The sequence below is a fragment of the Streptomyces canus genome (assembly GCF_030816965.1).
GTDB lineage: Bacteria > Actinomycetota > Actinomycetes > Streptomycetales > Streptomycetaceae > Streptomyces > Streptomyces canus_E.
Window position 1 is genome coordinate 9646112 of record NZ_JAUSYQ010000002.1, and the last position, 19856, is coordinate 9665967.

22 protein-coding genes and 2 pseudogenes are annotated in these 19856 nt (G+C 70.1%); 14 read left to right on the forward strand and 10 right to left on the reverse strand.

What is annotated here, in order from left to right; genetic code table 11:
• Positions 1-64 precede the first annotated feature (64 nt).
• Together QF027_RS45085 and QF027_RS45090 are read right to left on the reverse strand one after the other, a co-directional pair.
• On the reverse strand, positions 65-1996 hold the full coding sequence (locus QF027_RS45085) for a phosphatase PAP2 family protein (RefSeq protein WP_307081304.1): 1932 nt from the start codon (positions 1994-1996) through the stop codon (positions 65-67).
• 168 nt (positions 1997-2164) lie between these two features.
• Positions 2165-3064, reverse strand: coding sequence for an N-acetylglucosamine kinase (locus QF027_RS45090; RefSeq protein WP_306973068.1), 900 nt, complete (start codon positions 3062-3064; stop codon positions 2165-2167).
• Between the two features lie 309 nt (positions 3065-3373).
• Here QF027_RS45090 and QF027_RS45095 point away from each other — a divergent pair, with 309 nt between their 5' ends.
• From QF027_RS45095 to QF027_RS45115, 5 genes are all read left to right on the forward strand, one after another.
• On the forward strand, positions 3374-4504 hold the full coding sequence (locus tag QF027_RS45095) for an ROK family protein (protein WP_306973066.1): 1131 nt from the start codon (positions 3374-3376) through the stop codon (positions 4502-4504).
• Positions 4505-4780: 276 nt separating this feature from the next.
• Positions 4781-6103, forward strand: coding sequence for an extracellular solute-binding protein (locus QF027_RS45100; protein WP_306973065.1), 1323 nt, complete (start codon positions 4781-4783; stop codon positions 6101-6103).
• A gap of 123 nt (positions 6104-6226) precedes the next feature.
• Positions 6227-7138, forward strand: coding sequence for a carbohydrate ABC transporter permease (locus QF027_RS45105; protein WP_306973064.1), 912 nt, complete (start codon positions 6227-6229; stop codon positions 7136-7138).
• Positions 7135-8037: a carbohydrate ABC transporter permease gene (locus QF027_RS45110; RefSeq protein WP_306973063.1), complete on the forward strand. Its 903-nt coding sequence runs from the start codon at positions 7135-7137 to the stop codon at positions 8035-8037. The genes QF027_RS45105 and QF027_RS45110 overlap by 4 nt, the downstream gene beginning before the upstream one ends.
• A gap of 2 nt (positions 8038-8039) precedes the next feature.
• On the forward strand, positions 8040-9758 hold the full coding sequence (locus QF027_RS45115; RefSeq protein ID WP_307081306.1) for a hypothetical protein: 1719 nt from the start codon (positions 8040-8042) through the stop codon (positions 9756-9758).
• Positions 9759-9886: 128 nt separating this feature from the next.
• On the opposite strand, the pseudogene QF027_RS45120 reads toward QF027_RS45115, so the two are convergent.
• The 5 genes and pseudogenes from QF027_RS45120 to QF027_RS45140 form a co-directional block, all read right to left on the reverse strand.
• Positions 9887-10012: pseudogene (locus QF027_RS45120) on the reverse strand (helix-turn-helix domain-containing protein); the annotation flags it as partial.
• Between the two features lie 350 nt (positions 10013-10362).
• On the reverse strand, positions 10363-10947 hold the full coding sequence (locus QF027_RS45125; protein WP_307081308.1) for a hypothetical protein: 585 nt from the start codon (positions 10945-10947) through the stop codon (positions 10363-10365).
• A gap of 130 nt (positions 10948-11077) precedes the next feature.
• Positions 11078-11251, reverse strand: a complete 174-nt coding sequence (locus tag QF027_RS45130) for a CsbD family protein (protein WP_306973058.1) — start codon at positions 11249-11251, stop codon at positions 11078-11080.
• 62 nt (positions 11252-11313) lie between these two features.
• Complete coding sequence (locus QF027_RS45135; RefSeq protein WP_307081310.1) at positions 11314-11463, reverse strand: hydrophobic protein; 150 nt, start codon at positions 11461-11463, stop codon at positions 11314-11316.
• Positions 11464-11582: 119 nt separating this feature from the next.
• Entirely contained in the window at positions 11583-11786 is a 204-nt protein-coding gene (locus QF027_RS45140; protein WP_307081312.1) for a hypothetical protein, read from the reverse strand.
• A gap of 401 nt (positions 11787-12187) precedes the next feature.
• Here QF027_RS45140 and QF027_RS45145 point away from each other — a divergent pair, with 401 nt between their 5' ends.
• From QF027_RS45145 to QF027_RS45155, 3 genes are all read left to right on the forward strand, one after another.
• Positions 12188-12484 carry a hypothetical protein gene (locus QF027_RS45145; RefSeq protein ID WP_307081314.1) on the forward strand — a complete coding sequence of 99 codons (297 nt, stop codon included), beginning with the start codon at positions 12188-12190 and terminating at the stop codon, positions 12482-12484.
• Between the two features lie 88 nt (positions 12485-12572).
• On the forward strand, positions 12573-12965 hold the full coding sequence (locus QF027_RS45150; protein ID WP_306973055.1) for an ANTAR domain-containing protein: 393 nt from the start codon (positions 12573-12575) through the stop codon (positions 12963-12965).
• Positions 12966-12974: 9 nt separating this feature from the next.
• Positions 12975-13331: a PRC-barrel domain-containing protein gene (locus tag QF027_RS45155; protein ID WP_307081316.1), complete on the forward strand. Its 357-nt coding sequence runs from the start codon at positions 12975-12977 to the stop codon at positions 13329-13331.
• Between the two features lie 430 nt (positions 13332-13761).
• On the opposite strand, the gene QF027_RS45160 is transcribed toward QF027_RS45155, so the two are convergent.
• Positions 13762-14256: an Asp23/Gls24 family envelope stress response protein gene (locus tag QF027_RS45160; RefSeq protein WP_306973052.1), complete on the reverse strand. Its 495-nt coding sequence runs from the start codon at positions 14254-14256 to the stop codon at positions 13762-13764.
• Positions 14257-14691: 435 nt separating this feature from the next.
• Between QF027_RS45160 and QF027_RS45165 the strand changes: the two genes are divergently transcribed.
• From QF027_RS45165 to QF027_RS45180, 4 genes are all read left to right on the forward strand, one after another.
• The gene (locus QF027_RS45165) at positions 14692-15117 is read left to right on the forward strand and encodes an STAS domain-containing protein (protein ID WP_306973051.1); all 426 of its coding nucleotides are present in this window, start codon (positions 14692-14694) and stop codon (positions 15115-15117) included.
• 95 nt (positions 15118-15212) lie between these two features.
• Positions 15213-15785 (forward strand): hypothetical protein, encoded by a 573-nt coding sequence (locus QF027_RS45170; RefSeq protein ID WP_307081318.1) that lies wholly within the window; start codon positions 15213-15215, stop codon positions 15783-15785.
• Positions 15786-15807: 22 nt separating this feature from the next.
• Positions 15808-16521: an ANTAR domain-containing protein gene (locus tag QF027_RS45175; protein WP_307081319.1), complete on the forward strand. Its 714-nt coding sequence runs from the start codon at positions 15808-15810 to the stop codon at positions 16519-16521.
• 77 nt (positions 16522-16598) lie between these two features.
• The gene (locus QF027_RS45180; protein ID WP_307081321.1) at positions 16599-17315 is read left to right on the forward strand and encodes a GAF and ANTAR domain-containing protein; all 717 of its coding nucleotides are present in this window, start codon (positions 16599-16601) and stop codon (positions 17313-17315) included.
• Positions 17316-17337: 22 nt separating this feature from the next.
• On the opposite strand, the gene QF027_RS45185 is transcribed toward QF027_RS45180, so the two are convergent.
• On the reverse strand, positions 17338-17742 hold the full coding sequence (locus QF027_RS45185; protein WP_306973044.1) for a DUF1003 domain-containing protein: 405 nt from the start codon (positions 17740-17742) through the stop codon (positions 17338-17340).
• A gap of 647 nt (positions 17743-18389) precedes the next feature.
• Between QF027_RS45185 and QF027_RS45190 the strand changes: the two are divergent.
• Positions 18390-18652, forward strand: a pseudogene (locus QF027_RS45190) (hypothetical protein); the annotation flags it as partial.
• A gap of 5 nt (positions 18653-18657) precedes the next feature.
• Here the strand turns inward: QF027_RS45190 and QF027_RS45195 are convergent.
• Positions 18658-19320 carry a nucleoside/nucleotide kinase family protein gene (locus QF027_RS45195; protein ID WP_307081325.1) on the reverse strand — a complete coding sequence of 221 codons (663 nt, stop codon included), beginning with the start codon at positions 19318-19320 and terminating at the stop codon, positions 18658-18660.
• 77 nt (positions 19321-19397) lie between these two features.
• On the opposite strand from QF027_RS45195, the gene QF027_RS45200 reads away from it, so the two are divergent.
• Positions 19398-19832, forward strand: coding sequence for a YybH family protein (locus QF027_RS45200; protein ID WP_306973040.1), 435 nt, complete (start codon positions 19398-19400; stop codon positions 19830-19832).
• Positions 19833-19856 lie beyond the last annotated feature (24 nt).

A 19856-nucleotide genomic window follows, 5' to 3' on the forward strand; every position in this document is an offset into this window, starting at 1 on the left:
CGGGAGCGATCCGGAGCCGGCTCATGAGGGCCACTCTCGCATCAGCTCCCGCCCCGCGCGGACGTCACCGCTTCAGGAGTCGTACCGACAGACCTTCCGCCGTGTAGACGGGTACGGCCCGCAGAGTGTCGGAGTTCAGTTCGACGCGGTCGAACTGGCCACGCAGTCCCTGGCAGCCCAGGACACGGACCGTGCGCCCGGCCGTCGGCGGCTTGTCGGCGTCCAGCTCGAGCGAGAGGACGCTGCCCGCCCCGAGCACCGCGCGCCGTGTCACCTCCAGGACCGGCTCCTGACCGGACCGCAGGGTCAGCTCCAGCGCGCCGCCCTCCTGGCTGTACGTCCCGTGGACCTGCAGAGACGTGCCGCCCACCGTCAGCTTCCCGCCCTGCACCCGCACGTCGCCGTGGCCGAGCGCGTGCGCCGAACCGGCGACCAGCGCACCTTCCTTGAGCACGGTTCCGCCGGTGTACCGGTTGTGGCCGGTCAGGGTGAGCGTGCCGCTGCCCCGCTTGGTCAGACCGCCACAGCCGCCGATGTCGTTGCGCCAGGCGTCCGCCGCGTGGAAGCCGCCCGAGGCCGCGTCCAGGGTGACGGTCACGTCGGAGTCGAAGGAGCCGTACCCGTCCGCCGCGGCGAACAGGTTGAGCCGGCCCCACTGCTCGAAGCCGTCCAGCAGGACATAGCCGGAGGGCAGCCCGGTGGTCCGCAGCACCTCACGCCGCTGCGCCGCGTCCAGGTACGGCAGCCGCGTCTCCAGCAGCACCTCCGCGCCCTTGGGTACGGTGAACGGCTGGTTGCCGCCGTCCCGGTTCAGCACATAGGTCAGCCGGGGCCCCACGGAACGGGCGTTGGCGTCCCGGTCCGCGTACGCGTCGGCGGCGTCCGAGTGGGCGTAGGCGAAGAGCGTGTCGGCCGTGGTGCCGGTCTGCTCGGTGAAGTACTTCAGCGCCTGCGCCCGCGCCGCGGCCTTGAGGTCGGCGTTCGCGGCGTCGGCCAGGGTGGCGGCGGCCAGCGCGGTGGCCATGATGCGCCCGCCCATGACGTCGACCGTCGAGTGCATGCCGGACATGATCCGGGTGTGGCTCAGCTCGAAGGCGCGGGTGACCAGTTCCTGGAAGCGCTCCGGTACGGCGTACGCGAAGGCCAGGCCCGCCAGGTGGAAGGCGTTGGTGTGGCCGCTGGGGAAGCCGCCGTCGTCCACCGGCGAGGTGCTGCGCTGGCGCAGCAGCTGGGTGGCGACGATCACCTCCGAGTCGTAGACCGGGAAGCCGAGCGCGTCCTTCGCGCCCGTGTCGACGACCTCGCTGTCCTCGTTCATGCGCCACGGGCGCGGGTACTGGAAGGCGTACTTGCCGGGGTTGCCCGAGGCGTACGGGCCGCGCACGGTGTCGACCAGCTTGGCCACCTGGCCGAGCGAGGAGTCGTAGGAGCCGGCGCCGAGCGCGGAGCCCGCGGGGGCGTCGGCCGGAACGGCGTCGCTGATCGTGGTCGGCGGGGCGGTGTCGGGTGCGCTGGTGATCGAGGTGACCGCCTTGGCGCCGGACCGGTAGAGGCCGGCGAGCGGGCCGAGGCCGCCGATCATGGCGTAGCTCTGGTGCTGGCGGTCGTAGAGGAAGGCCTCCTTCGCCTGCGCCTCGGTGCGCGCCTGGGTGAGGCGAGCGCAGTAGCGCATGTTGGCGCGCAGCACCTCGGGCCGCAGCGGGGTGCCCGTGTTCCAGGTGTCGCCGGTCTTCCATATGCGGGCGAAACCGCCGAGGACCCGCACCACCGCGTTGGTCTCGGGCGTCAGGTTCGCCATGACGTTGGACTTGTAGTCGTCCACGAAAGCGGCGGGGGCGGTGGCGGCCTTGGCGTCCGCGGCGCCCAGCCAGGAGGCGAACGTGGGCGCGGCCAGGATGCCGGCCGAGGCGCCCAGGGACGTCTTGAGGAATCCCCTTCGCTTCACGCCGCGTTCGGTGAGCGACGAGGGGGAGTGCTGCCCGGCGGATGACGGCATGGATCTGCCTCTCTGGAGTTCTGCGGCCGTACGGCCGGGGAGGTGGTGCGGATGCGACTCATGATGCGTCAGACGACACGTGCGCCGAATGCGCTTTCTGACGTCGTACGAGCGAAGATCTACGGGCGAGTCATGTCGGACCGGAGGAGACTCGGCGTCCGGCGGATGTCACAGAAGTGAACGAGCCATCGCCACCGCGCCGTCCACCGGCGGCGCCCGCAGAGGACGCGGCCGTGCCGACGGCACGCCGTCGGCCAGCGCCGACACGAAGGCGTCGTACAGCGACGGCTGGGCGAGGACGGTACTGCCCGCGACCACGACATCGTCGACCACCACCCCGCGGGCGGCGAGCCGTTCGACGAGCCCGGCCAGGGCGCGGCCCGCCTCGGCGATCACGGTGCGGGCGAGCGGGGATCCGGCCTCGGCGGCGGCGAAGACGGCCGGGGCGTGCCGGCCCCACTCGGCGGAGGCGGCCGTGGCGTGCTCCAGCGCGGCGCCGAGCGCGGGCACTTCGGGGACGTCGAACCCGGACAGCAGACCGAGCGCCAGCGGGTCGGGCTCTTCCCCGCGGTCGTGCGCCGCCCATACGGCTCGTACGGCCTCGCGGACGAGGCCGGCGGCTCCGCCCTCGTCGCCCAGGAGCGCGCCCCAGCCGCCGACCTGGACCGGTGTGCCGTCGGCGAACCGGCCCACGGCCACGGATCCGGTGCCGGCCACGAGGCCGACGCCCTTGTCCAGTCCCGCCGCGGGAGCGAGCAGTTCGGCGTCGCCCACGACGAGCGCGGGCGCGTCGAAGTGCAGTTGGAGAGCGGTGCGGATCTGTGCGCACTGGCGCGGGGTCTCGCAGGCGTGCCCGCCGACGGCGAGGGCGGACGGGCGTGCGCCGGCGGGAAGCGCGTCCGCGGCCAGTGCGGCCAGCCACCCGGCGGCGGCCACCGGGTCGTGGGGCCGCCAGCCGCCGCTGGACCGGACGTGATCGGCGACAGGGATGTCGCCCGCGAACGCGCGGAGCTGTGTCTTGGTGCCGCCCACGTCGATGCCGACAACCAGGGGTGCGGTGTCCTGCACGGAACCTCTTTCGTCGTTGCGCTGTGTGCTGCGACGGTGGGCGAACCGGGCCGGAGGGCAAGGCAGTTGGAGAGCTAGGGAAGCCCCGGGACGGGCCTCTGACGGACCACGGCAGGCGAGTACCGTGACGTTCGTTAGGAAGTTAACTAACGAAGTACAGTGCGTGTCAATAGGCGTCACGCACTCGAGTTCCCGGGCCCCCCGTCCCGGGCGGGAACGCAAGACGCCGGAGCAACCCATCGCCGCCTCCCGCCGAGCCGCTCGGCTCGGGAGAGTGGCCTGTGACCTGGGGGAAGTGTGGAACACGACGTGGCTGGAACCCCCCGTCTGACCGAAAGCGCCAGCGCCGTGTTCGCGGTGCTGGCCCAGGCCGGCACCGCGACCCGGCCGCAGCTGGCGAGCCTCGCGCGGCTGTCCAAGCCGACGGTCTCCTCCGCCGTCGCCGAACTGGAGGGCGTCCACCTCGCCGCCCACTCCGGCACCTCCTCCGGCGGTACGGGCCGCAGCGCCGCCGTCTACCGCCTCGGCCCGGCCGCGGGTGCCGTACTCGCCGTCGACCTCGGCCCCGCCGTCACCCGGGTCCGCGCCTGCGCCCTGGACGGCACCCTCCTCGCCGAGGCCACCGGCCCCCGGGAGGAGGCCGCCGACGTGGTGCGCGACGCCCTGTCCGCGCTGCGCTCCGACGCTCCGCTGCGTGCCATCGTCGTGGCCGTCGGTGACGTCACCGCACGGGCCGAAGAGGGCACCGTGCGTCCGGCGACCGCCAAGGCCGGACCCGTCTTCGACGCGGTGGCCGTCGCGCTGCCGCCAGGAGTGCCCGTCCACCTCGAGAACAACGTCAACTGCGCCGCGCTCGCGGAACTGCACGAGGGCGCGGCCCGCGGCCGTCACACCTTCGGCTATCTGCGGATCGGCGTCGGTATCGGTCTGGGCATCGTCGTGGGCGGACACGTGCTGGCCGGTGCCAACGGCGCGGCCGGAGAGGTCGCCCGGCTGCCCTACCCCTGGGACGACGGCCTGGAGCCCCGCCACGAGGCCCTGGAGGAATACATCGGCTCCCGGTCCCTGCTGCGCCGGGCCGCCGCGGCCTGGCCCGCATCCGACGGCGCATGCCCCCGCACCGCCGAGCGGCTCTTCGCCCTCGCCGGACAGGGCAGTGCCGCGGCCCGCGCGGTCGTCGACAGACACGCCGTGGACGTGGGCCGACTGGCCGCCGCCGTGACCGCCGTACTGGACCCGGGACTGCTCGTGCTGGGCGGCAGCACCGGCGCGTATCCGCAGCTCCTGCCCGGTGTGCGGGCCGAGCTGGAGCGGCTCAGCTGGCCCACCGAGGTGGTCAGCAGCCAGGTCGGTGATCTCGGCACCGTCGTGGGCGCCGCCCGGCTCGCGGTCGCCCGAGGAGTCCAAACCGTGACCCAGGCGGCACGGACGAAGGATTGACGGTTTCGGACTCGGTCTGCCAATGTCCGGACAAGCGCTTTCTAAGTCGGCCGGGACGCCGGCTTGGAGCGAGCGTCCCGCCCGTACTCGAGGTACGGCAACCGCACCAGGGCGTGCTCGTGCGGCAGCGGCCATGACGGCCGGGGACCCTCGCCCTTCAGGATGACGCGGCCGGGCGAGGCCGCGCCCTCGGAAAGCAGACCCTCCTGCACAATGCACCCGTGCCGCCTCCGTCGGCGCCGTGCTCCGTCCCCTACGACGAAAAAGGGATCGAAGATGACCACTGTAGGTGTGCGGCGCTCCCGCCGACTCGGCCGCGGCGGCATGCACCGCCTGGCCCCCCTCGCTGCCATAGGCACGGCAGGTGTCATGCTGCTCTCCGCCTGCGGGTCGGGAGGCGACTCGGGCGGCACCTCCAAGTCCCTGACGTTCTGGATCTCCACGGTTCCGGGGCAGGACGCGGGCTGGAAGAAGATGGTGGCGCAGTACAAGAAGGAAACCGGCGTCAACCTCAAGCTCGTCAACATCCCCTACGACGGCTACACGACGAAGCTGCACAACGCCGCGCAGGCGAACTCCCTGCCCGACGTGGCGACCGTGCCGGCGCTGGACCCGATCTGGTCGAGCAAGCTGATCGACCTCAAGTCCATCGCCAACAACAAGAGCAACAAGATCAACTCGAACTTCCTCGCCAAGGACTCGTCCGGGAAGGTGCTGGCCATCCCCTCGGACGTCACCGCGTCCGGCCTGTTCATCAACAAGTCGCTGTTCGAGAAGGCGGGCGTCTCCTTCCCGGCCTCGCCGTCGAAGACCTGGACCTGGACCGACTTCATCGCCGCGGCGAACAAGGTCCGCGAGAAGACCGGCGCCAAGTACTCTCTGACGTTCGACCAGTCGCCGTCCCGGCTGCGCGCCATGGTGTACGAGATGGGCGGGAAGTACGTCCACGCGGACTCCTCCGGCAAGTTCTCGGCGGACGCGGCGACCAAGAAGGCCGTGAACACCTTCGTCGGATGGAACGACGACAAGACCATGCCGAAGTCGGTGTGGACCAGCGGCGCCGACCCGTCGGCCATGTTCCAGAGCGGTGACGTCGTCGCCTACTGGTCCGGCGTGTGGCAGGTTCCCGCTTTCGCGGACAGCATCAAGAAGTTCGAGTGGGCGAGCGTTCCGACCCCCGCCCAGCCGGTGCAGGCAAGCGACGTCAACAGCGGCGGCCTGACGGTGGGCTTCAACAACAACGGCGACGCGGCCGGCGCCGCGACGAAGTTCCTGTCCTGGCTGTACGAGCCGGCCCACTACCAGGCGCTGTGCGAGGCGTCCGGGTTCCTGCCGGTCGAGAGCGGTCTGAGCCCGAAGTACCCCTTCAAGTCCGAGGCGGCGCAGGCGGCGTTCAAGCTGTACAACGAGTCGATCCCGCTCTACGCCCCGATCTCCGGCTACTTCAACACCGCGCAGACGAACTGGGTGCTGAAGGGCAAGAGCCTCACCGAGGACCCGACCAAGACGGAGCTCGGCAAGGCGATCAACGGCCAGCAGTCGGCCGACAAGGCCCTGCAGAACATCGTGGACGGCTACAACCAGCAGGTCGGCGGCTGATCGTGGGCCACAGGGCCGGGCGGCGGAGCCGATCCACCGCCGCCCGGCCCTGGACGCCCACGTGATGCCGGGCTCATGGACTGAGCCCGCAGCAATCCATTCCACCAGCACGGAGTCAGGAAGATGACAAAACGCGCCTCGGACGTGTCCGTGAGCCCGCCCAGGAGACGCAACAAGTACATCGTCGCGCCGCTCGTCCTCATCGCGGCCAATGTCGTGCTCTTCGCGCTGTTCTTCGTCTGGCCGGCGGTGATCGGGCTCGTCTACTCCTTCACGAACTACACGGGTGTGGGGGCGTTCCAGTTCATCGGACTGGACAACTACCACAACCTGTTCGGGGACTCCACCTTCTACGACGCGCTGACCCGGACGCTGCTGTACGCCGTGCTCTTCGTGCCGCTGAACTTCGCGCTCGCGCTGCTCGCCGCCAACCTGGTGGTGAACAAGCACGCCAAGGGCGCGTCGGTCGCCCGCGTCATCTTCTTCATCCCGTGGCTTCTGTCGCCCATCGTCGTGGGTGTCCTGTGGCGCTGGCTGTTCGGTGAGAACTTCGGACTGGTCAACTACGTCATCGAGAAGCTCGGCGGAAGTGCCGTTCCGTGGCAGTCGAACGCGGACCTGTCGTTGCTCGTGGTGGTGATGGCGGCGTCCTGGGCCTGGACGGGCTTCTCGATGCTGCTGTTCATCGCGGCGATCAAGAACGTGCCGGTGTCGTACTACGAGGCGGCCTCGCTCGACGGCGCCGGCCCGTGGCGCCAGTTCGTCAGCATCACGCTGCCGAGCATCGCGCCCACCTCGTTCATCGTCATCCTGCTCAACACGATCAACGCGATGAAGGAATACCCGGTGTTCGTCGCCCTCAACAACGGCGGACCCGGAACGTCGAACAACCTGATGGTCCAGTACATCTACGAGACCGGCTTCAAACGGGGCCAGATCGGCTACGCGAGCGCCGCGTCGTTCGTGCTCATGCTCATCCTGATGGCCGTGGCGATCATCCAGCTGATCGTCAACCGGCGGGTGGAGAACCGATGACAACCACAGACATCCCACGCCCGGTCGACGCCGGTCCCGGACGGGCCGTCTCCAAGAAGCGCCCCCGCAGCACGGGCAGCGGTGGGCTCCGGCGGGCGGTGCCCGCGACGACACTGCTGTGGATCATGGCGTGTCTCTACGGGTTGCCGGTGCTGTGGTTCATCCTCAGCTCGCTCAAGCCGGCCTCGGATCTGTTCTCCTATCCGCTGACGCTGGTTCCGCACAATCCCACCCTGTCGGGTTTCAAGGCGGCGTGGGACAGTGCCAACTTCTCCCAGTACTTCATCAACACGGCCATCGTGTGCGTGATCACCACGATCCTCACGGTGGGCGTCAGCTGCTGCACCGGGTACGCGCTGGCCAAGTACGACAACAAGTGGCTCAAGGTCTTCTTCCTCTGCATCCTGGCCACCACGATGCTGCCGTCCGAGGTCATGCTCGCCCCGGAGTTCCTGGTGGTCCGCAACCTCGGCCTCTACAACTCTTTCGCCGGCATCATCCTCCCGGCCGTGCTCACCGCGACCGGATGCTTCATGTTCCGCCAGTTCTTCCTGACGGTTCCCGACGAACTCGTGGAAGCCGCACGCATCGACGGCGCCCGCGAACTGTCGATCTTCCTGCGGATCATGGTGCCGCTCTCCCGGCCCATCATGCTGACCCTCGCCATCCTGTCCTTCCAGTGGCGGTGGAACGACTACATCTGGCCGCTGCTGATGCTGAACGACCCCAACAAGTTCACCGTGCAGATCGGCATCCAGAGCATCGTCGGCGCGCAGAACATCAACTGGTCGGTACTGCTCGGCGCATCGGTCATCTCCATGATCCCTCTGATCGCCATCTTCCTGGTCTTCCAGCGCTACGTCATGAGCGCCGACATCAACGCCGGACTGAAGGACTGACCGTGCCCACCCCGCTCGATCACGAGTTCGTCCGCGCGGTGGCCCGCGCCGCCGACCGGACGGCCGCCCCGCTGGCGGCCGGCCCCGACGAGGAACCCGCCGGTGTGCCGCACCGTGGTCTGGCGCGGCGGGTGAAGACCCTGGTCGCGGCACACCGTTCCCCGGACTCGGCTCTGCACGGCAGCAGGCAGGCCGTTGCCGCCGCGATGACCCATCTGCGTGTCCTGCGGGCCACGCAGACCACGACCGGCCTCTTCGCCGGCGGCGACAACGTGCAGTCCCCGCCCGACTCCGCCTTCACCGTCAACGACGTGTGCGACGCGCACGTCCTCGCGGCCGGCGCCGGGCCGGAACTGAGCGAGGTCACGGCCGCGCTCGCCGAGATCGCCGGCGCCGCCTCCGGCGCTCTCCTGACCGGTGGGGTGCACACCCCCAACCACCGCTGGGAACTGTGCGCGGCGCTGGCCCGGCTGCACCGGTCGTTCCCCGACGACCGGCTGCTCGACCGCATCGAGGAGTGGCTCGCCGAAGGCGTCGACATCGACGCGGAGGGCCTGTACTCGGAACGGAGCGCCAACTACGCGGCCCACGTGTCCAACCCCTCGCTGCTGCTGCTGGCCGAAGTGCTCGGCCGCGCCGACCTGCTGTACGCCGTCGAACGCAATCTCGCCACGACCCTGGACCTGATCAGGCCGGACGGCACGGTGGAGACCGTCCACTCGCGACGGCAGGACCAGAACCGCCCGTTCCCGCTGGCGCCCTACCTGCCGCACTACCGGCTGCTCGCGATCCGCACCGGCCGGGGCGACTTCGCCCGGGTGGCGCGGCTGGCGGCCGCCGGCGGCATCGACGACCCCGACCTGCTCGCCGAGACCCTCCTCACCCCGGACCTGTGCCACGCCCTGCCGGCCCCGGCTGCGGAGGCCCTTCCGCGCGACCGGTACCTCACCACCGCGCGCCTCGCCGCACGCGCCTCGGCCACCGCGCACACGGTCGTGTACGGCGGCTCCGACGTGCCCGAGCACCGGCGCATCCGCTCGGGCCTCGCCTGCAATCCCACCTTCCTGCGGCTCTTCGCCGGCGACGCCGTCCTCGACGCGGTCCGTCTGACGCGGGGGTTCTTCGACCTGGGCCCGTTCCGCGCCGCCGACATGGAACAGCTCACCGACAACCGCTACCGGCTCACCGAAACCCTCACGGCCGCCTACTACCAGCCGCTCCCACCGGATCGGCGACAGGACGGCGGCGTCTACCGGATGACGGACGAGGGCCGCTTCTCGGCCGCGATGGCCTTCCCCGACCGGCCTCGGGACGAGGTCTCGCACACGACCGGCGTCGAGGTGGACCTGCGGGAGGACGGTGCGGACCTGCGGATCGACATCAGCGGACCACGGGTGCCCTGGGCCCTCGAACTGACCTTCCGGCCGGGCGGCGTGACAGAGGGCGCCGTACCGATCGGCGACGGACGCTGGTGCCTGACGACCGGGCCGATGACCTACCGGGTCGGCGACGACGAGATCCGCGTCGAGGCCGGCGTCGAGGCGGGCGAACCACTCGCCGGGCCGGACCGGAGTGACGTTCTGCGCTACGACCCTGGCCAGGACTACAGCGTGGTGGGCGGCACCGACGCGACGACCGGGAACCGTGTCTACATCGGGGGAAACGGCCCGCAAACCCTGACCGTCGCCCTGCGCGCCCGCCGGTCCGCACCTGACGTGTGACCTCGGCGAACCGCCCCATGGCCACCTCCGCCAAGAAGGACTGACCCTCTCGTGCACCTGCTTCACCAGCGCGGCCCGCTGCACGACCTCCCGGACGCCCCGGAGGCGTACGACATCGGCGGCACCTGATCGATGTCCGCCTGGCGGGCCACCAGCTCCTCGGAGCGCGTCAGCAGCACAGCCGCCAGCAGCGCTTCCCGGGTGGGGAAGTGCCGGTACAGGGTGCCGGGCCCGACGCCCGCCTCCTTGGCCACCACACCCGTGTTCCACGCCACCCACGGCCTGGTCGGCTCCGAAGTCCCGCTGGATCGATCGCCAAGTACGGCCTGACCGACGCCACTTCACAGCTGGCACGGGTCGGTGAGGCCGGTCACCGGAACGCCGGTAGATCAGTCCGGCGAGCTCACGTACGTCGCTGTACGTGGTGTTGAACCTCCACACAGCTTCGTGGCCGGTCACCCGCGACGTGAACGCCGCCTTGTAGGCGAAGGCGTGCCCCTGGAAGCGAGTTAATGGCGAACTGCGTCTTCTGGCCCTCGATCGACCAGATTTCCGATTCGGCGTCGTGGGACATCACGTGCTGCTTCCCTCGCGTGACGCCGGGTTATTGGCCACGGCGCTTTGCCTCGGCCGTCGGGGCGGATGGCCGGGGCGGGCTGACCGGTTGCTCGGTGACCAGTGCTTCGAAGAGGCTTCGGGCGTCGACCATCACCTCCCGCATGTCCTCGGTACCGCTCGGCTCGTGGGCCGCCGTGTGCATGCTGCGGTAGCCCTGGACGTAGTGGGCGTGGTGGACGGAGAGCGCGGCGATCTGGTCCTCGAACCGCTCGCCGTCGGGGAAGCCGCGGTCCTTTGCCAGGCGGGCCAGCAGTGCGTCCGCTTCGGTGACGCCCTGCTGCGGTGATTCGACGAACTGCTCCTGGACGGCGGCCCATCGCGTCATGTAGCGCTCGCGGGCCGCGGGCGTCAGCGGCTGCTGTGCGAGGAGGCCGTGCTCCTTCACACGCTTGCCGAGTTCCTGTTCGGCGGCCCTCGTGTCGCCGTCGTGGTCGGCGACTGCGCGGGCGTACTCGGGGCCGAAGCGGCGCTTCAGTGCCTGCCCGCCACCGCCCTGGGTTCGTCCACGTCCGGGGTAGAGGAGGACGGCCAGGCCGATGAGGGCCACGGCGATGATCACGGTGATGATCATGATTGGCTGTTCCGGCGCTCGGTTCGCACTCTGGTCTGCTTCATTGCCGTCGATTCCTGTCGGCTGATCGGGCGTTCGGGCCTGCCGGGTGGTGTCCGCCCGACGTGGGCACCACCCGGGGCGTTGATGGTCAGGGCTTGAACGCGTCCTTGGCCTTGTCGCCGGACTGCTTCAGCTTTCCGGAGACCCGGTCGGTCCTGCCTTCGCGCCGCAGCCGCCTGGTGCGGGTGGTCCGGCCGATGCGTTCGGTGACCCTGCCCTTGAACGCCTGTGTCTTGTGCTTGATGGTCTGTCCGACACTCATGGCCGGCCTCCTGTTTGTCTGGTGAGTGGGTCCCTGCGGGCAGCGCCGAACTCCGGAACGGACTACCGGCGGCGGCCACGGCCGCGCCCGCTCATCACGAAGCCGGCGATCCAGACGACCAGTAGAACAGCGGCGACCCACCACAGGATCTGCATCGTGAAGCCGAACCCAAAGACCACCAGGATCAGCAGAAGGAGAAGAATCCAGATCATCGCCGGGCCTCCAGATCGCGGGGACTTCCTTGATTCCGCGGGGTCCGGGCGAAGCGGGGAGGAGGAATGCCTCACCCCGATACCTTCCGGAGCGGCATGGCCCTACGCCGTGCTGCCAGTCAACGCCCGGCAACCTCCCCTGTCAACGTGGTGTCGACACGGGCGAGTTCCGGGAGCTGCGCCGGGGTGAGTGAAGCCTCGCCGGGGGATTCGGCCGGCTCGGTCGGCGGCGACGGCAGGATGTGGTCTTCCCACCATGAAAGAGCCATCACCACAACAAGCAGGATGAAAGGAGTCGAAGCAGGAACAATCGGCGCGTACATGTGTACCGCCTGGTTGGGATGCATTGCGACGCGGCGGGCGGCAGGTCGTTGCCCGCTTGAGGCGCATCGGCGTTTCGCCGGGATCTCGTGACGGCGGACGCGTGCGGGAACGGCCTCGCTCGTGACGCGGCGGGTTCCGGCACCGATGCGCGGGGTGCGCCCTCTGGGGAGCGCGTTGGCGGTGCGACGCTGCCGGGGGCCGGGGCGGCATGTCGCACGCTAGACCTCCCGGCAGTTTCCCGACAGGTGTCAAGTAGCCATCCGTGCCGGGCAGGAGGCACTTACGTCACGCCGTTTCCGTGTCCGTATCCGTATCCGTATCCGCTGGGCAGGACTACGCTGTGGGGTGAGGCCCCAGTCCCCGGTATCGATGCCGTGTCCCGCTCCCGGGGAGGCCCACCGTGTTCGTCCTGCTTCTCATCCTCATCTCCGTTCTGTTCGGCTTCGGCTTCCTCCATCCCATCTGGTGGGTGGCCGCGGCGGTGCTGGCCTACGGTGCCACGCGGCACGGCCGCGAGCGCGGCGGAGGCCGGAGCCGTGGCGGCGGCTCCGATCTCGGGGACTACCGGAACCCCCGGGACTACCGGGACTACCGGGAACGCAGGGATCGTCAGGACCGCTGGGACCGCCGCTACACCCGCCAGAATTGGGCGCGCCGTCGGCGCGAGGACCGACGGGACCATGAACACCACGGGTGACCCGTGCGTGGGCAGACAGCCACCAGCCGGGACTGCTCAATTCCAGACCGGAGAGGTCGAATTCGATAATTCGAGAGAGGTACAGGCCATGCAACGCACAACCGTGCTCCAAGAGGACTGGTGGAACCTGCGGGCCGAGGCCACGTGGGGGAACGCATCGGCGGGGCAGGACCTCGTCGCACTGCGCGCCGAGAACGATCAGCTGCGGCGGGCGCTGGCCGGCCGTGCGGTCATCGACCAGGCTCGCGGCATGGTGATGGTCCTGACCCCCTGCAGCCGCGGAGCTGCCAGGAACCTGCTGGTCGACATCTCGCGGCAGTGCGACACCAAACTTCCGGAGGTGGCCGCGGCCCTGGTCGCCGCCTGGGAGGGCAAGTCGCTCCCGGAGCAGATGCAGCGGGCGCTACGTCGTACGGTGCGGCGATTTCATGTGGAAGGCCAGGGGCGCGACTCACGACAACCAGGCAAGTCGTCCAGGTAGGGAGAGGTCATGATTCACGCAGCTGACGTCCGAGAGTGGCGCAACCGCGATGTCGTCGACGCCGAGTCGCACAAGATCGGTGTCCTGGAGGCGATCTATGTGGACACCACCACCGACGAGCCTGCCATGGCCACGGTGCGGACCGGACTGCCCACCCGGCACCGTCTGGTCTTCGTCCCCATTGACAACGCGATCGCCGGGCCGGGCTATCTCAGGGTCGGCTATGTCAGAACGCTGGTGAAGCAGGCCCCTTCGATCGGCACCGACGACGTGCTGCCCGCCGAGCAGGAGGAAGCGGTGTTCAAGCACTACGGACTGCCTTACCAGTCCGGCGCGGCAGGCGAACGGCAGTTGGCGCGCCGCTGACCTCCCTCGGTCTGGAGGGCCGGCCCGTCGGCGTCGTCTGCGACGCGGCCACCCAAGCCCTTCGGTGAGGGTTCAACTCCGTCGGCAGGGCTAGTCGTTGGATATGTCCAGACGCTACGGCCGAAGGCCCCGCGGGGTCACCTCCGTCATCGCGGACATCGCGGCACCGATTCTGAGTTCACCGTCCGGTCGGGCAACTGGCGCACCGCGGTCAACTACGGCCTGCCCGCTGCCGTCTACCTGCTGATCGGTCACGACGTGGCCGGCCGGGTCCACCGGACCTGACCGCTTCGCCGACGCGCGGCCACTTGCAGGGCATCGGGACGGGACGGCCGCCGGGTCCGTGACAGGGTCCCCAGCCCTGTCCTGCTGAGCCGGCCGCGGAGGCGGCCCGGACGCCGTGCCGCGCCCGTGTCGCCCGGCCAAGGCCCTACCGCAGCCGGTCCTCGCGGATCTCCTGCGCGTCTTCGTCCGGCAGGTGCACGTCGTTGACCGCGATGTTCACCTCGACGACTTCCAGACCCGTCATCCGTTCCACCGCTGCGATCACGTTCTCACGGACCTCCGCGGCGAGGTCGGTGATGCTCACCCCGTATTCGACGACGACCTGGAGGTCGATGGCAGTCTGCTTCTCGCCGACCTCGACCTTGACGCCACGCCCCGCGCTCGTATGCCCGCTCGGGACCCGGTCGCGCATCGCGCCCATGGTGCGGACGAACCCGCCGCCCAGCGCGTGGATTCCGGGGACGTCCCGTGCGGCGATGCCGGCGATCTTCTCCACCACCCCGTCGGCGATGGTCGTACGGCCGCGGGTCTCCGGTGGTTCCTGGAGCCGGGGGCGTGCGGCGTGCGGTGTCGTGCCCAGACTGGTGCGGGGTTCTCCCGGGCCGGGTGTGGGCAGGGTCGAACCGTTCGGTTCCGTCATGCGAAGCCACCTCCTCGGGTGGTGCACGGACTGACATGCCCGGCGGCCGTCCGGCCGCCGCGTCTCGCGTCTCTTGCCCAGTACCGCGCCACGCGTCGGACATGCCCGAGTACGGCGTCACATCCCCGGGCGCCGGGAACAGGCGGGTTACCGGGCCCCGCCGGACCGCGCCGAGGACTATGCTGCCGTACAGACGTCCCAGACCCTGGCGGCTTGTCGTTGCTCGACACAGATGTCGCAGGGAGCGGGCTCGTGGTCCGTCACCCGGCGCATTCCTGGAGGGAACCGGGTGGTCTTCTGGCCTGCTGTGCGGGCTTTCGGACCGGCCTTGCTCTGTCTCCACTGAACCTACGCCCCTGCCGGGAGCATGCTCAGGTGGCCGGAACCCCGGCGCCACCGGAGCCGCTGCCGGATGGTCTTCTGAACCGAGGCGTCATGCCCCTGCCGCAGCTCACCGTCTACCGCCATAACCGAAGGACACGGACGCTGATCACCCTGGTCGGTGAGATCGACCTGGAATCGGCGCCCCTGGTGCGCGCGTCCCTGGAGTGGTGCCTGCGCGACGGCATCCGCACCATCGACGTCGACCTCGCCCTCGTCACCTTCTGCGACTGCAGCGGACTCAACACGTTCCTCCACGCTGCGCAGCAGACCACCGCTGCGGGCGGGACCCTGCGACTGCACCACCCGCCGCCGATGCTCACGCGTATCGTCCGCCTCGCCGACTGCGGGTTCCTGCTCCTCGGTTCTCAGTTCGCCCCCCGGCAACCTTCTGTCGGCGACACCCCGGCCGGGCCCCTTCCAGCCCCATCGCGCCGGTCTGTCTCCCCTGCGCCTGTCCTCTCCGGTGATGTCCGATGACGGCCGTGCCCAGGCGGGGACGGCCACGGAAGCCCGGGGACGGCGAGTCCTGTGCCGTGGCGCCGGTGCGGTTGCGTCGGCTGGACCGTCGGCTGGTGGACGGCATCCGTGAGGATCTGGCGGATCTGTACGTGGACTCCCGTGCAACGGCGCCGGGTGACGCGTACCGCCGTCCCGGCCGCCAGGACTTCCTGAACCGTGTCACCGCGGACATGGGCAGCCCGGGATTCGCCATGGTGATCGCCGAGTCGGACGTCCTGATGGGATGCGCCTTCGGATTCCCGGTCCGCGGCGACGGCTCGTGGTGGCTCGGTCTCGACGGAGTGATGCCGCGCACCGTCGGGCACCTCACGGTGTCCGGCAGGGCCTTCGCGTTCAGTGACATCCTGATCCGCCCCCACCCGCAGGACCGGCGCCTGGCCCGTCGCATGCAGGAGCGGCTGTTGACCGACCACCAGGCCTCGCTCGGCGCCACCTTGGTGGTCGGGGCCGATCACGCTGCTCTCGCCGCGCTCCACTCCTGGGGGTGGCTGGACGTCGGAGAGCTTCGCAGGCCACTGGGCGCCGCCACGTTCCGCGCGCTGGTGTTTCCCGCCGAGGAACGTACCGCGGCGAGACTGGAGGACCTTGTCACGATGCCGGGAGGCGGTGGTCCGGGTGGGCCCTGAGGACCGGTCGGGGCGGATTCGGATGCTGGTGGCGGAGCAGGCGGCCCGACGCGGTGCCCGAGTCGGTGTGGTGGATGTGTGCACCGCGGCCGTGGCCGCGCTGCCGGTCGGCGGGGCCGGGGTGTCGGCGATGTCCAGGACCGCGCCGAGCCATCCGCTGTGCAGCACCGACAGCGTCAGCGAGCAACTGGAAGAGCTCCAGCTCACGCTGGGCGAGGGGCCCTGCGTGGACGCCTTCCTGCACGGCTCGGCCGTGCTGGCACCCGATCTGCTCGCCCGTGACCTGCGGGACCGCTGGATGGTGTTCGCCGAGGCGGCCCTGGAAGCCGGGGCCCGCGCGGTGTTCGCGCTCCCTCTGCAGATGGGGGCGATCAGCCCGGGAGTCCTGGACCTGTACGCCCGCGTTCCGGTCCGGTTGAACGCGGAGGAACTGGCGGACGCGCTGGCGTTCGCCGATCTCGCGACGCTGGTGCTGCTCGATGCGCGCATCGACGAGACGGGCGGGCCGCGTGATGGCCCCGTCGAGGACCTGGGTGCGTACCGGGCGGAGATCGACCAGGCCAGCGGGATGATCACGGTCCAGCTCGGCGTCGGCATCGAAGATGCATTGGTCCGGCTCCGCTCCCACGCCTACGCGCAGGGACGCCGACTGGGCGACGTGGCCGCGGACGTGGTGGCCCGTCGCCTTCGTTTCCCCCCGGACGCGGAGCCGGACCGGGCCGGGGAGGACCCCTGACGCTGGTGCCGATCGAGGAACGCGCCGTACTTCCCGCCCCTTCGGGCCGGGACTAGTCTCAATCGAGGGTGCCCACGATGGATGAACAGCTCCTGTCCAAGACTTTCGTCGAGCTGGCCGACAACCTGGTCGCCGACTTCGACCTCATCGACTTCCTGCGCCTGCTGACCGACCGCTGCGTCGGCATGCTCGACGCGAGCGCCGCCGGGGTGCTGCTCGCCGACCGGGACGGCAAACTCCGCGTCATGGCCGCCTCCGACGAACAGGTGCGTGTGCTGGAGCTCTTCCAGCTCCAGAACGACGAGGGCCCCTGCCTCACGTGTTTCCGCACCGGCGCACCGGTGATCGTCCCCGACCTGACCCGGGAGATCGACCGCTGGCCGCGCTTCGTCACGGCTGCTCACCGCGGGGGATTCGGCGCCGTCCAGGCCCTGCCCATGCGCCTGCGGGAGGAGACCGTGGGCGCCCTTAACCTCTTCCGGGCCGCGCCCGGCCCCTTCGACCCGCCCGCCACCCTCGTCGCCCAGGCGCTGGCCGACGTCGCCACCATCAGCCTGCTGCAACAACGCACCACCCAGCGCAGCACCGTGCTGAACGAACAGTTGCAGGCCGCCCTGAACAGCCGGGTACTGATCGAACAGGCCAAGGGGAAGCTCGCCGAACGCCAGGGCATCGACATGGAGCGGGCGTTCACCACGCTGCGCGGCTACGCCCGCTCCCACAACCGTCGCCTGGCCGACGTGGCCCGCGCCTTCATCGACGAGTCCGAACCCCTCTACGGTCTAGGAGGCTGACCCGCTCCCCGGTGGGGCCCCGTTACTGCTCTGCGGCGTCCTCGATCAGACGGCGGTGCAGCTCCGTGGTCATGAGGTGGATCGCTCGCGTCAGCTCGGTGTTGGTCCTGAGCTCCAACTCCTGCTCGACGAAATCGTGGTCGGCCTTGATCTGCTGGAAGGCCGCCTGCCGGTTCTGACCGATCATGACGAACGCGGAGAGGAAGATCGCCTCCAGCGACACGACGAGCGTCAACGTGGGCCAGGGGCTGCTCTCGAGCAAAAGCATCCAGACCACGAACGCGACGGCGTGGAGGTAGACGAACGGCATCGAACCGGCGAACTTGGTGATGGCGTCGGCGATCCGCAACTGGACATTGTCGGCACGGCTGTTGCGGTGCGCAACCACTGCGGGGTGATGGATGACCCGGCTGTCCTGCTTGCTCATCGCGGCGCGCCTCTCGCGTCTGGGGGCTCGCAGGGTACCGCCGACCACGGGCTACGGCCCCCGCGCGTCCCTGGAGCCTAACCGCAAGCCTCCGCCATCACCTGGTCGCGCAGGCGAGGCCGATGCGGTTCTGCGTCATCGCGCAGCAGAACCGCTGGTGGCAGAAGAACCGTATGCAGAGGATCTGCCGTTCGCGTTCGGGCAGGGCCCGCAGCATCGGGCGGAGCGCCTCACGGTTGCCCTGGGCAGGGAGGGCGGAGGCGCAGCACCGGCCTTCAGGGCGCAGACAGTGGAAGCGCCACCCGTCGTCCCGGACCGAACTCCTCGTGGTCTTCGAGATCGGACAGGAATTCCTCGACCTCCTCGATCTAGGGAAACGGGTAGGAGCGGTCCGGCGGGTCGGGCGTCGGCAGCAACGGCACGTGGATCTCAACAACCATGGTGGGCACGGAGGCCATCCCGCTCCAGAGCCTCCGCCCGGCTTGCCCAGGGGCGAGCCGCGTCAGCAGCCCGAATGAGGCTGAAAAGGGCTCAGTGCCTAGCACTCCAGTGCGAGCCGCAGGCCCGGGAAAGCGAAGGACCCCGGGCGCACACAACACCCAGAGTCCGCCCAACAGCGTCGGGATGTCGCCCAGTTGAGCCCGAGTGCGGCGAGCCGCGGGTACGGCAACCCCGACGAGGGCTGGAGCCACCTGGTCAGCTCCACCGCCCTGGAGGCCGGACCCGTCCCGGATGCCCCGGACGACCTGCACGTCTTCGCCGTCCGCTACGGACCCGGGGGCACCTTCACGGCCATCTTCGAGCACGAGGGCGCCGGCCTCACGGTGCATACCGAGGCGTTCACCGCACGCATCGGCGACCCGGCGGCGACGCCCACGGTGAGCCGGAACTGACGCTGTCCGCCTGCTGAAGGGCTTACACCTGTGTGTCGACGCGCGGCAGCGTCGCCACCGGCACCACCAGGTCGGCCCGGTCCCGGGTCGCAGCCACCAGCTCCGCGTTGCGCTGGTCCGAGCGCAGCACCCACGCCAACGCCTCCTCGTGGGTCTTGCCGAACTCCTCGTGCCGGGCGACCAGTCGGCGCACCCGCTCGTCCTCGTCGAGCGCGCAGAACCACACCTCGTCCAGAGCGGGCCGGACTCGCGTCCACGCGCCGGTGCCGAGCACCAGGTAGTTCCCCTCGGTCACGATCAGACGGGCCGTCGGCGGCACCGGGATCGCCCCGGCGATCGGCTGCTCGAGCACCCGCTCGAAACCCGGCGCGTACACCACGTCGCCGTCCGTCTCCTCGCGGAGCCGCCGCAGCAGGGCCGCGTACCCGCCCGCGTCGAAGGTCTCGGGCGCGCCCTTGCGGTCACGCAGACCGAGCCGGTCCAGCTCCACGTCGGCGAGGTGGAAGCCGTCCATGGGGACGTGCGCCACCCAGGGGTCCCCGGAGCCGTTCAGCGCCCGCACCAGATGCTCGGCGAGGGTCGTCTTGCCCGAGCCGGGGGGACCGGCGAGGCCGAGGACGGCCCGCCCCTCGCCTTCGGCGAGGGAACGGGCGCGGGTCAGGAGGTCGTCGAAGGTCAGCGGCACACCTCGAGTGTGTCATTCGTCGACTTCAGGTCGGCCAGGCACCCTGGAGGGCGGAAGGGGAGAAAGGAGCCCCAGCCGTGCCCCAGGACTTCTCCGACGCCTCCGACGACTTCGACGCCTCCGACGACGAGGCGCAGATCCGCGCCCTCATCACCGGATGGGCCGCGGCCGTCCACCGCGGCGACCTCGCCGGCGTGATCGCCGATCACGCCCAGGACCTCGTGATGTTCGACGTGCCGCCGCCCCACCACGGCATCCGGGGTCTCGCCGCCTACCGCGCGGCCTGGCCGCCCTTCTTCGCGTGGCAGGCCCAGGGGGCCTGCTTCGACATCGAGTCCCTCGACATCACCGCCGGCTCCGACGTCGCCTACGCCCACGCGCTGGTGCGCTGCGCCACCCCCGAGGAACTCGCCGAACACCCCGGTTTCCGGCTCAGACTCACCTTCGGTCTGCGCAAGGAGCGCGGTCGCTGGCTGGTGGCCCACGAGCACCACTCCTTCCCTCACGACTGAATCCGCCTGTTGGCACAGCGCTTT

Bases quoted from the DNA above. Each gene is read 5' to 3' on its own strand.
- QF027_RS45085 (WP_307081304.1), bottom strand. From the start codon at position 1,996: ATGCCGTCATCCGCCGGGCAGCACTCCCCCTCGTCGCTCACCGAACGC.
- QF027_RS45100 (WP_306973065.1), top strand. From the start codon at position 4,781: ATGACCACTGTAGGTGTGCGGCGCTCCCGCCGACTCGGCCGCGGCGGC.
- QF027_RS45105 (WP_306973064.1), top strand. From the start codon at position 6,227: ATGACAAAACGCGCCTCGGACGTGTCCGTGAGCCCGCCCAGGAGACGC.
- QF027_RS45110 (WP_306973063.1), top strand. From the start codon at position 7,135: ATGACAACCACAGACATCCCACGCCCGGTCGACGCCGGTCCCGGACGG.
- QF027_RS45125 (WP_307081308.1), bottom strand. From the start codon at position 10,947: ATGATCATCACCGTGATCATCGCCGTGGCCCTCATCGGCCTGGCCGTC.
- QF027_RS45130 (WP_306973058.1), bottom strand. From the start codon at position 11,251: ATGAGTGTCGGACAGACCATCAAGCACAAGACACAGGCGTTCAAGGGC.
- QF027_RS45135 (WP_307081310.1), bottom strand. From the start codon at position 11,463: ATGATCTGGATTCTTCTCCTTCTGCTGATCCTGGTGGTCTTTGGGTTC.
- QF027_RS45140 (WP_307081312.1), bottom strand. From the start codon at position 11,786: ATGTACGCGCCGATTGTTCCTGCTTCGACTCCTTTCATCCTGCTTGTT.
- QF027_RS45150 (WP_306973055.1), top strand. From the start codon at position 12,573: ATGCAACGCACAACCGTGCTCCAAGAGGACTGGTGGAACCTGCGGGCC.
- QF027_RS45155 (WP_307081316.1), top strand. From the start codon at position 12,975: ATGATTCACGCAGCTGACGTCCGAGAGTGGCGCAACCGCGATGTCGTC.
- QF027_RS45160 (WP_306973052.1), bottom strand. From the start codon at position 14,256: ATGACGGAACCGAACGGTTCGACCCTGCCCACACCCGGCCCGGGAGAA.
- QF027_RS45165 (WP_306973051.1), top strand. From the start codon at position 14,692: ATGCCCCTGCCGCAGCTCACCGTCTACCGCCATAACCGAAGGACACGG.
- QF027_RS45175 (WP_307081319.1), top strand. From the start codon at position 15,808: ATGCTGGTGGCGGAGCAGGCGGCCCGACGCGGTGCCCGAGTCGGTGTG.
- QF027_RS45180 (WP_307081321.1), top strand. From the start codon at position 16,599: ATGGATGAACAGCTCCTGTCCAAGACTTTCGTCGAGCTGGCCGACAAC.
- QF027_RS45185 (WP_306973044.1), bottom strand. From the start codon at position 17,742: ATGAGCAAGCAGGACAGCCGGGTCATCCATCACCCCGCAGTGGTTGCG.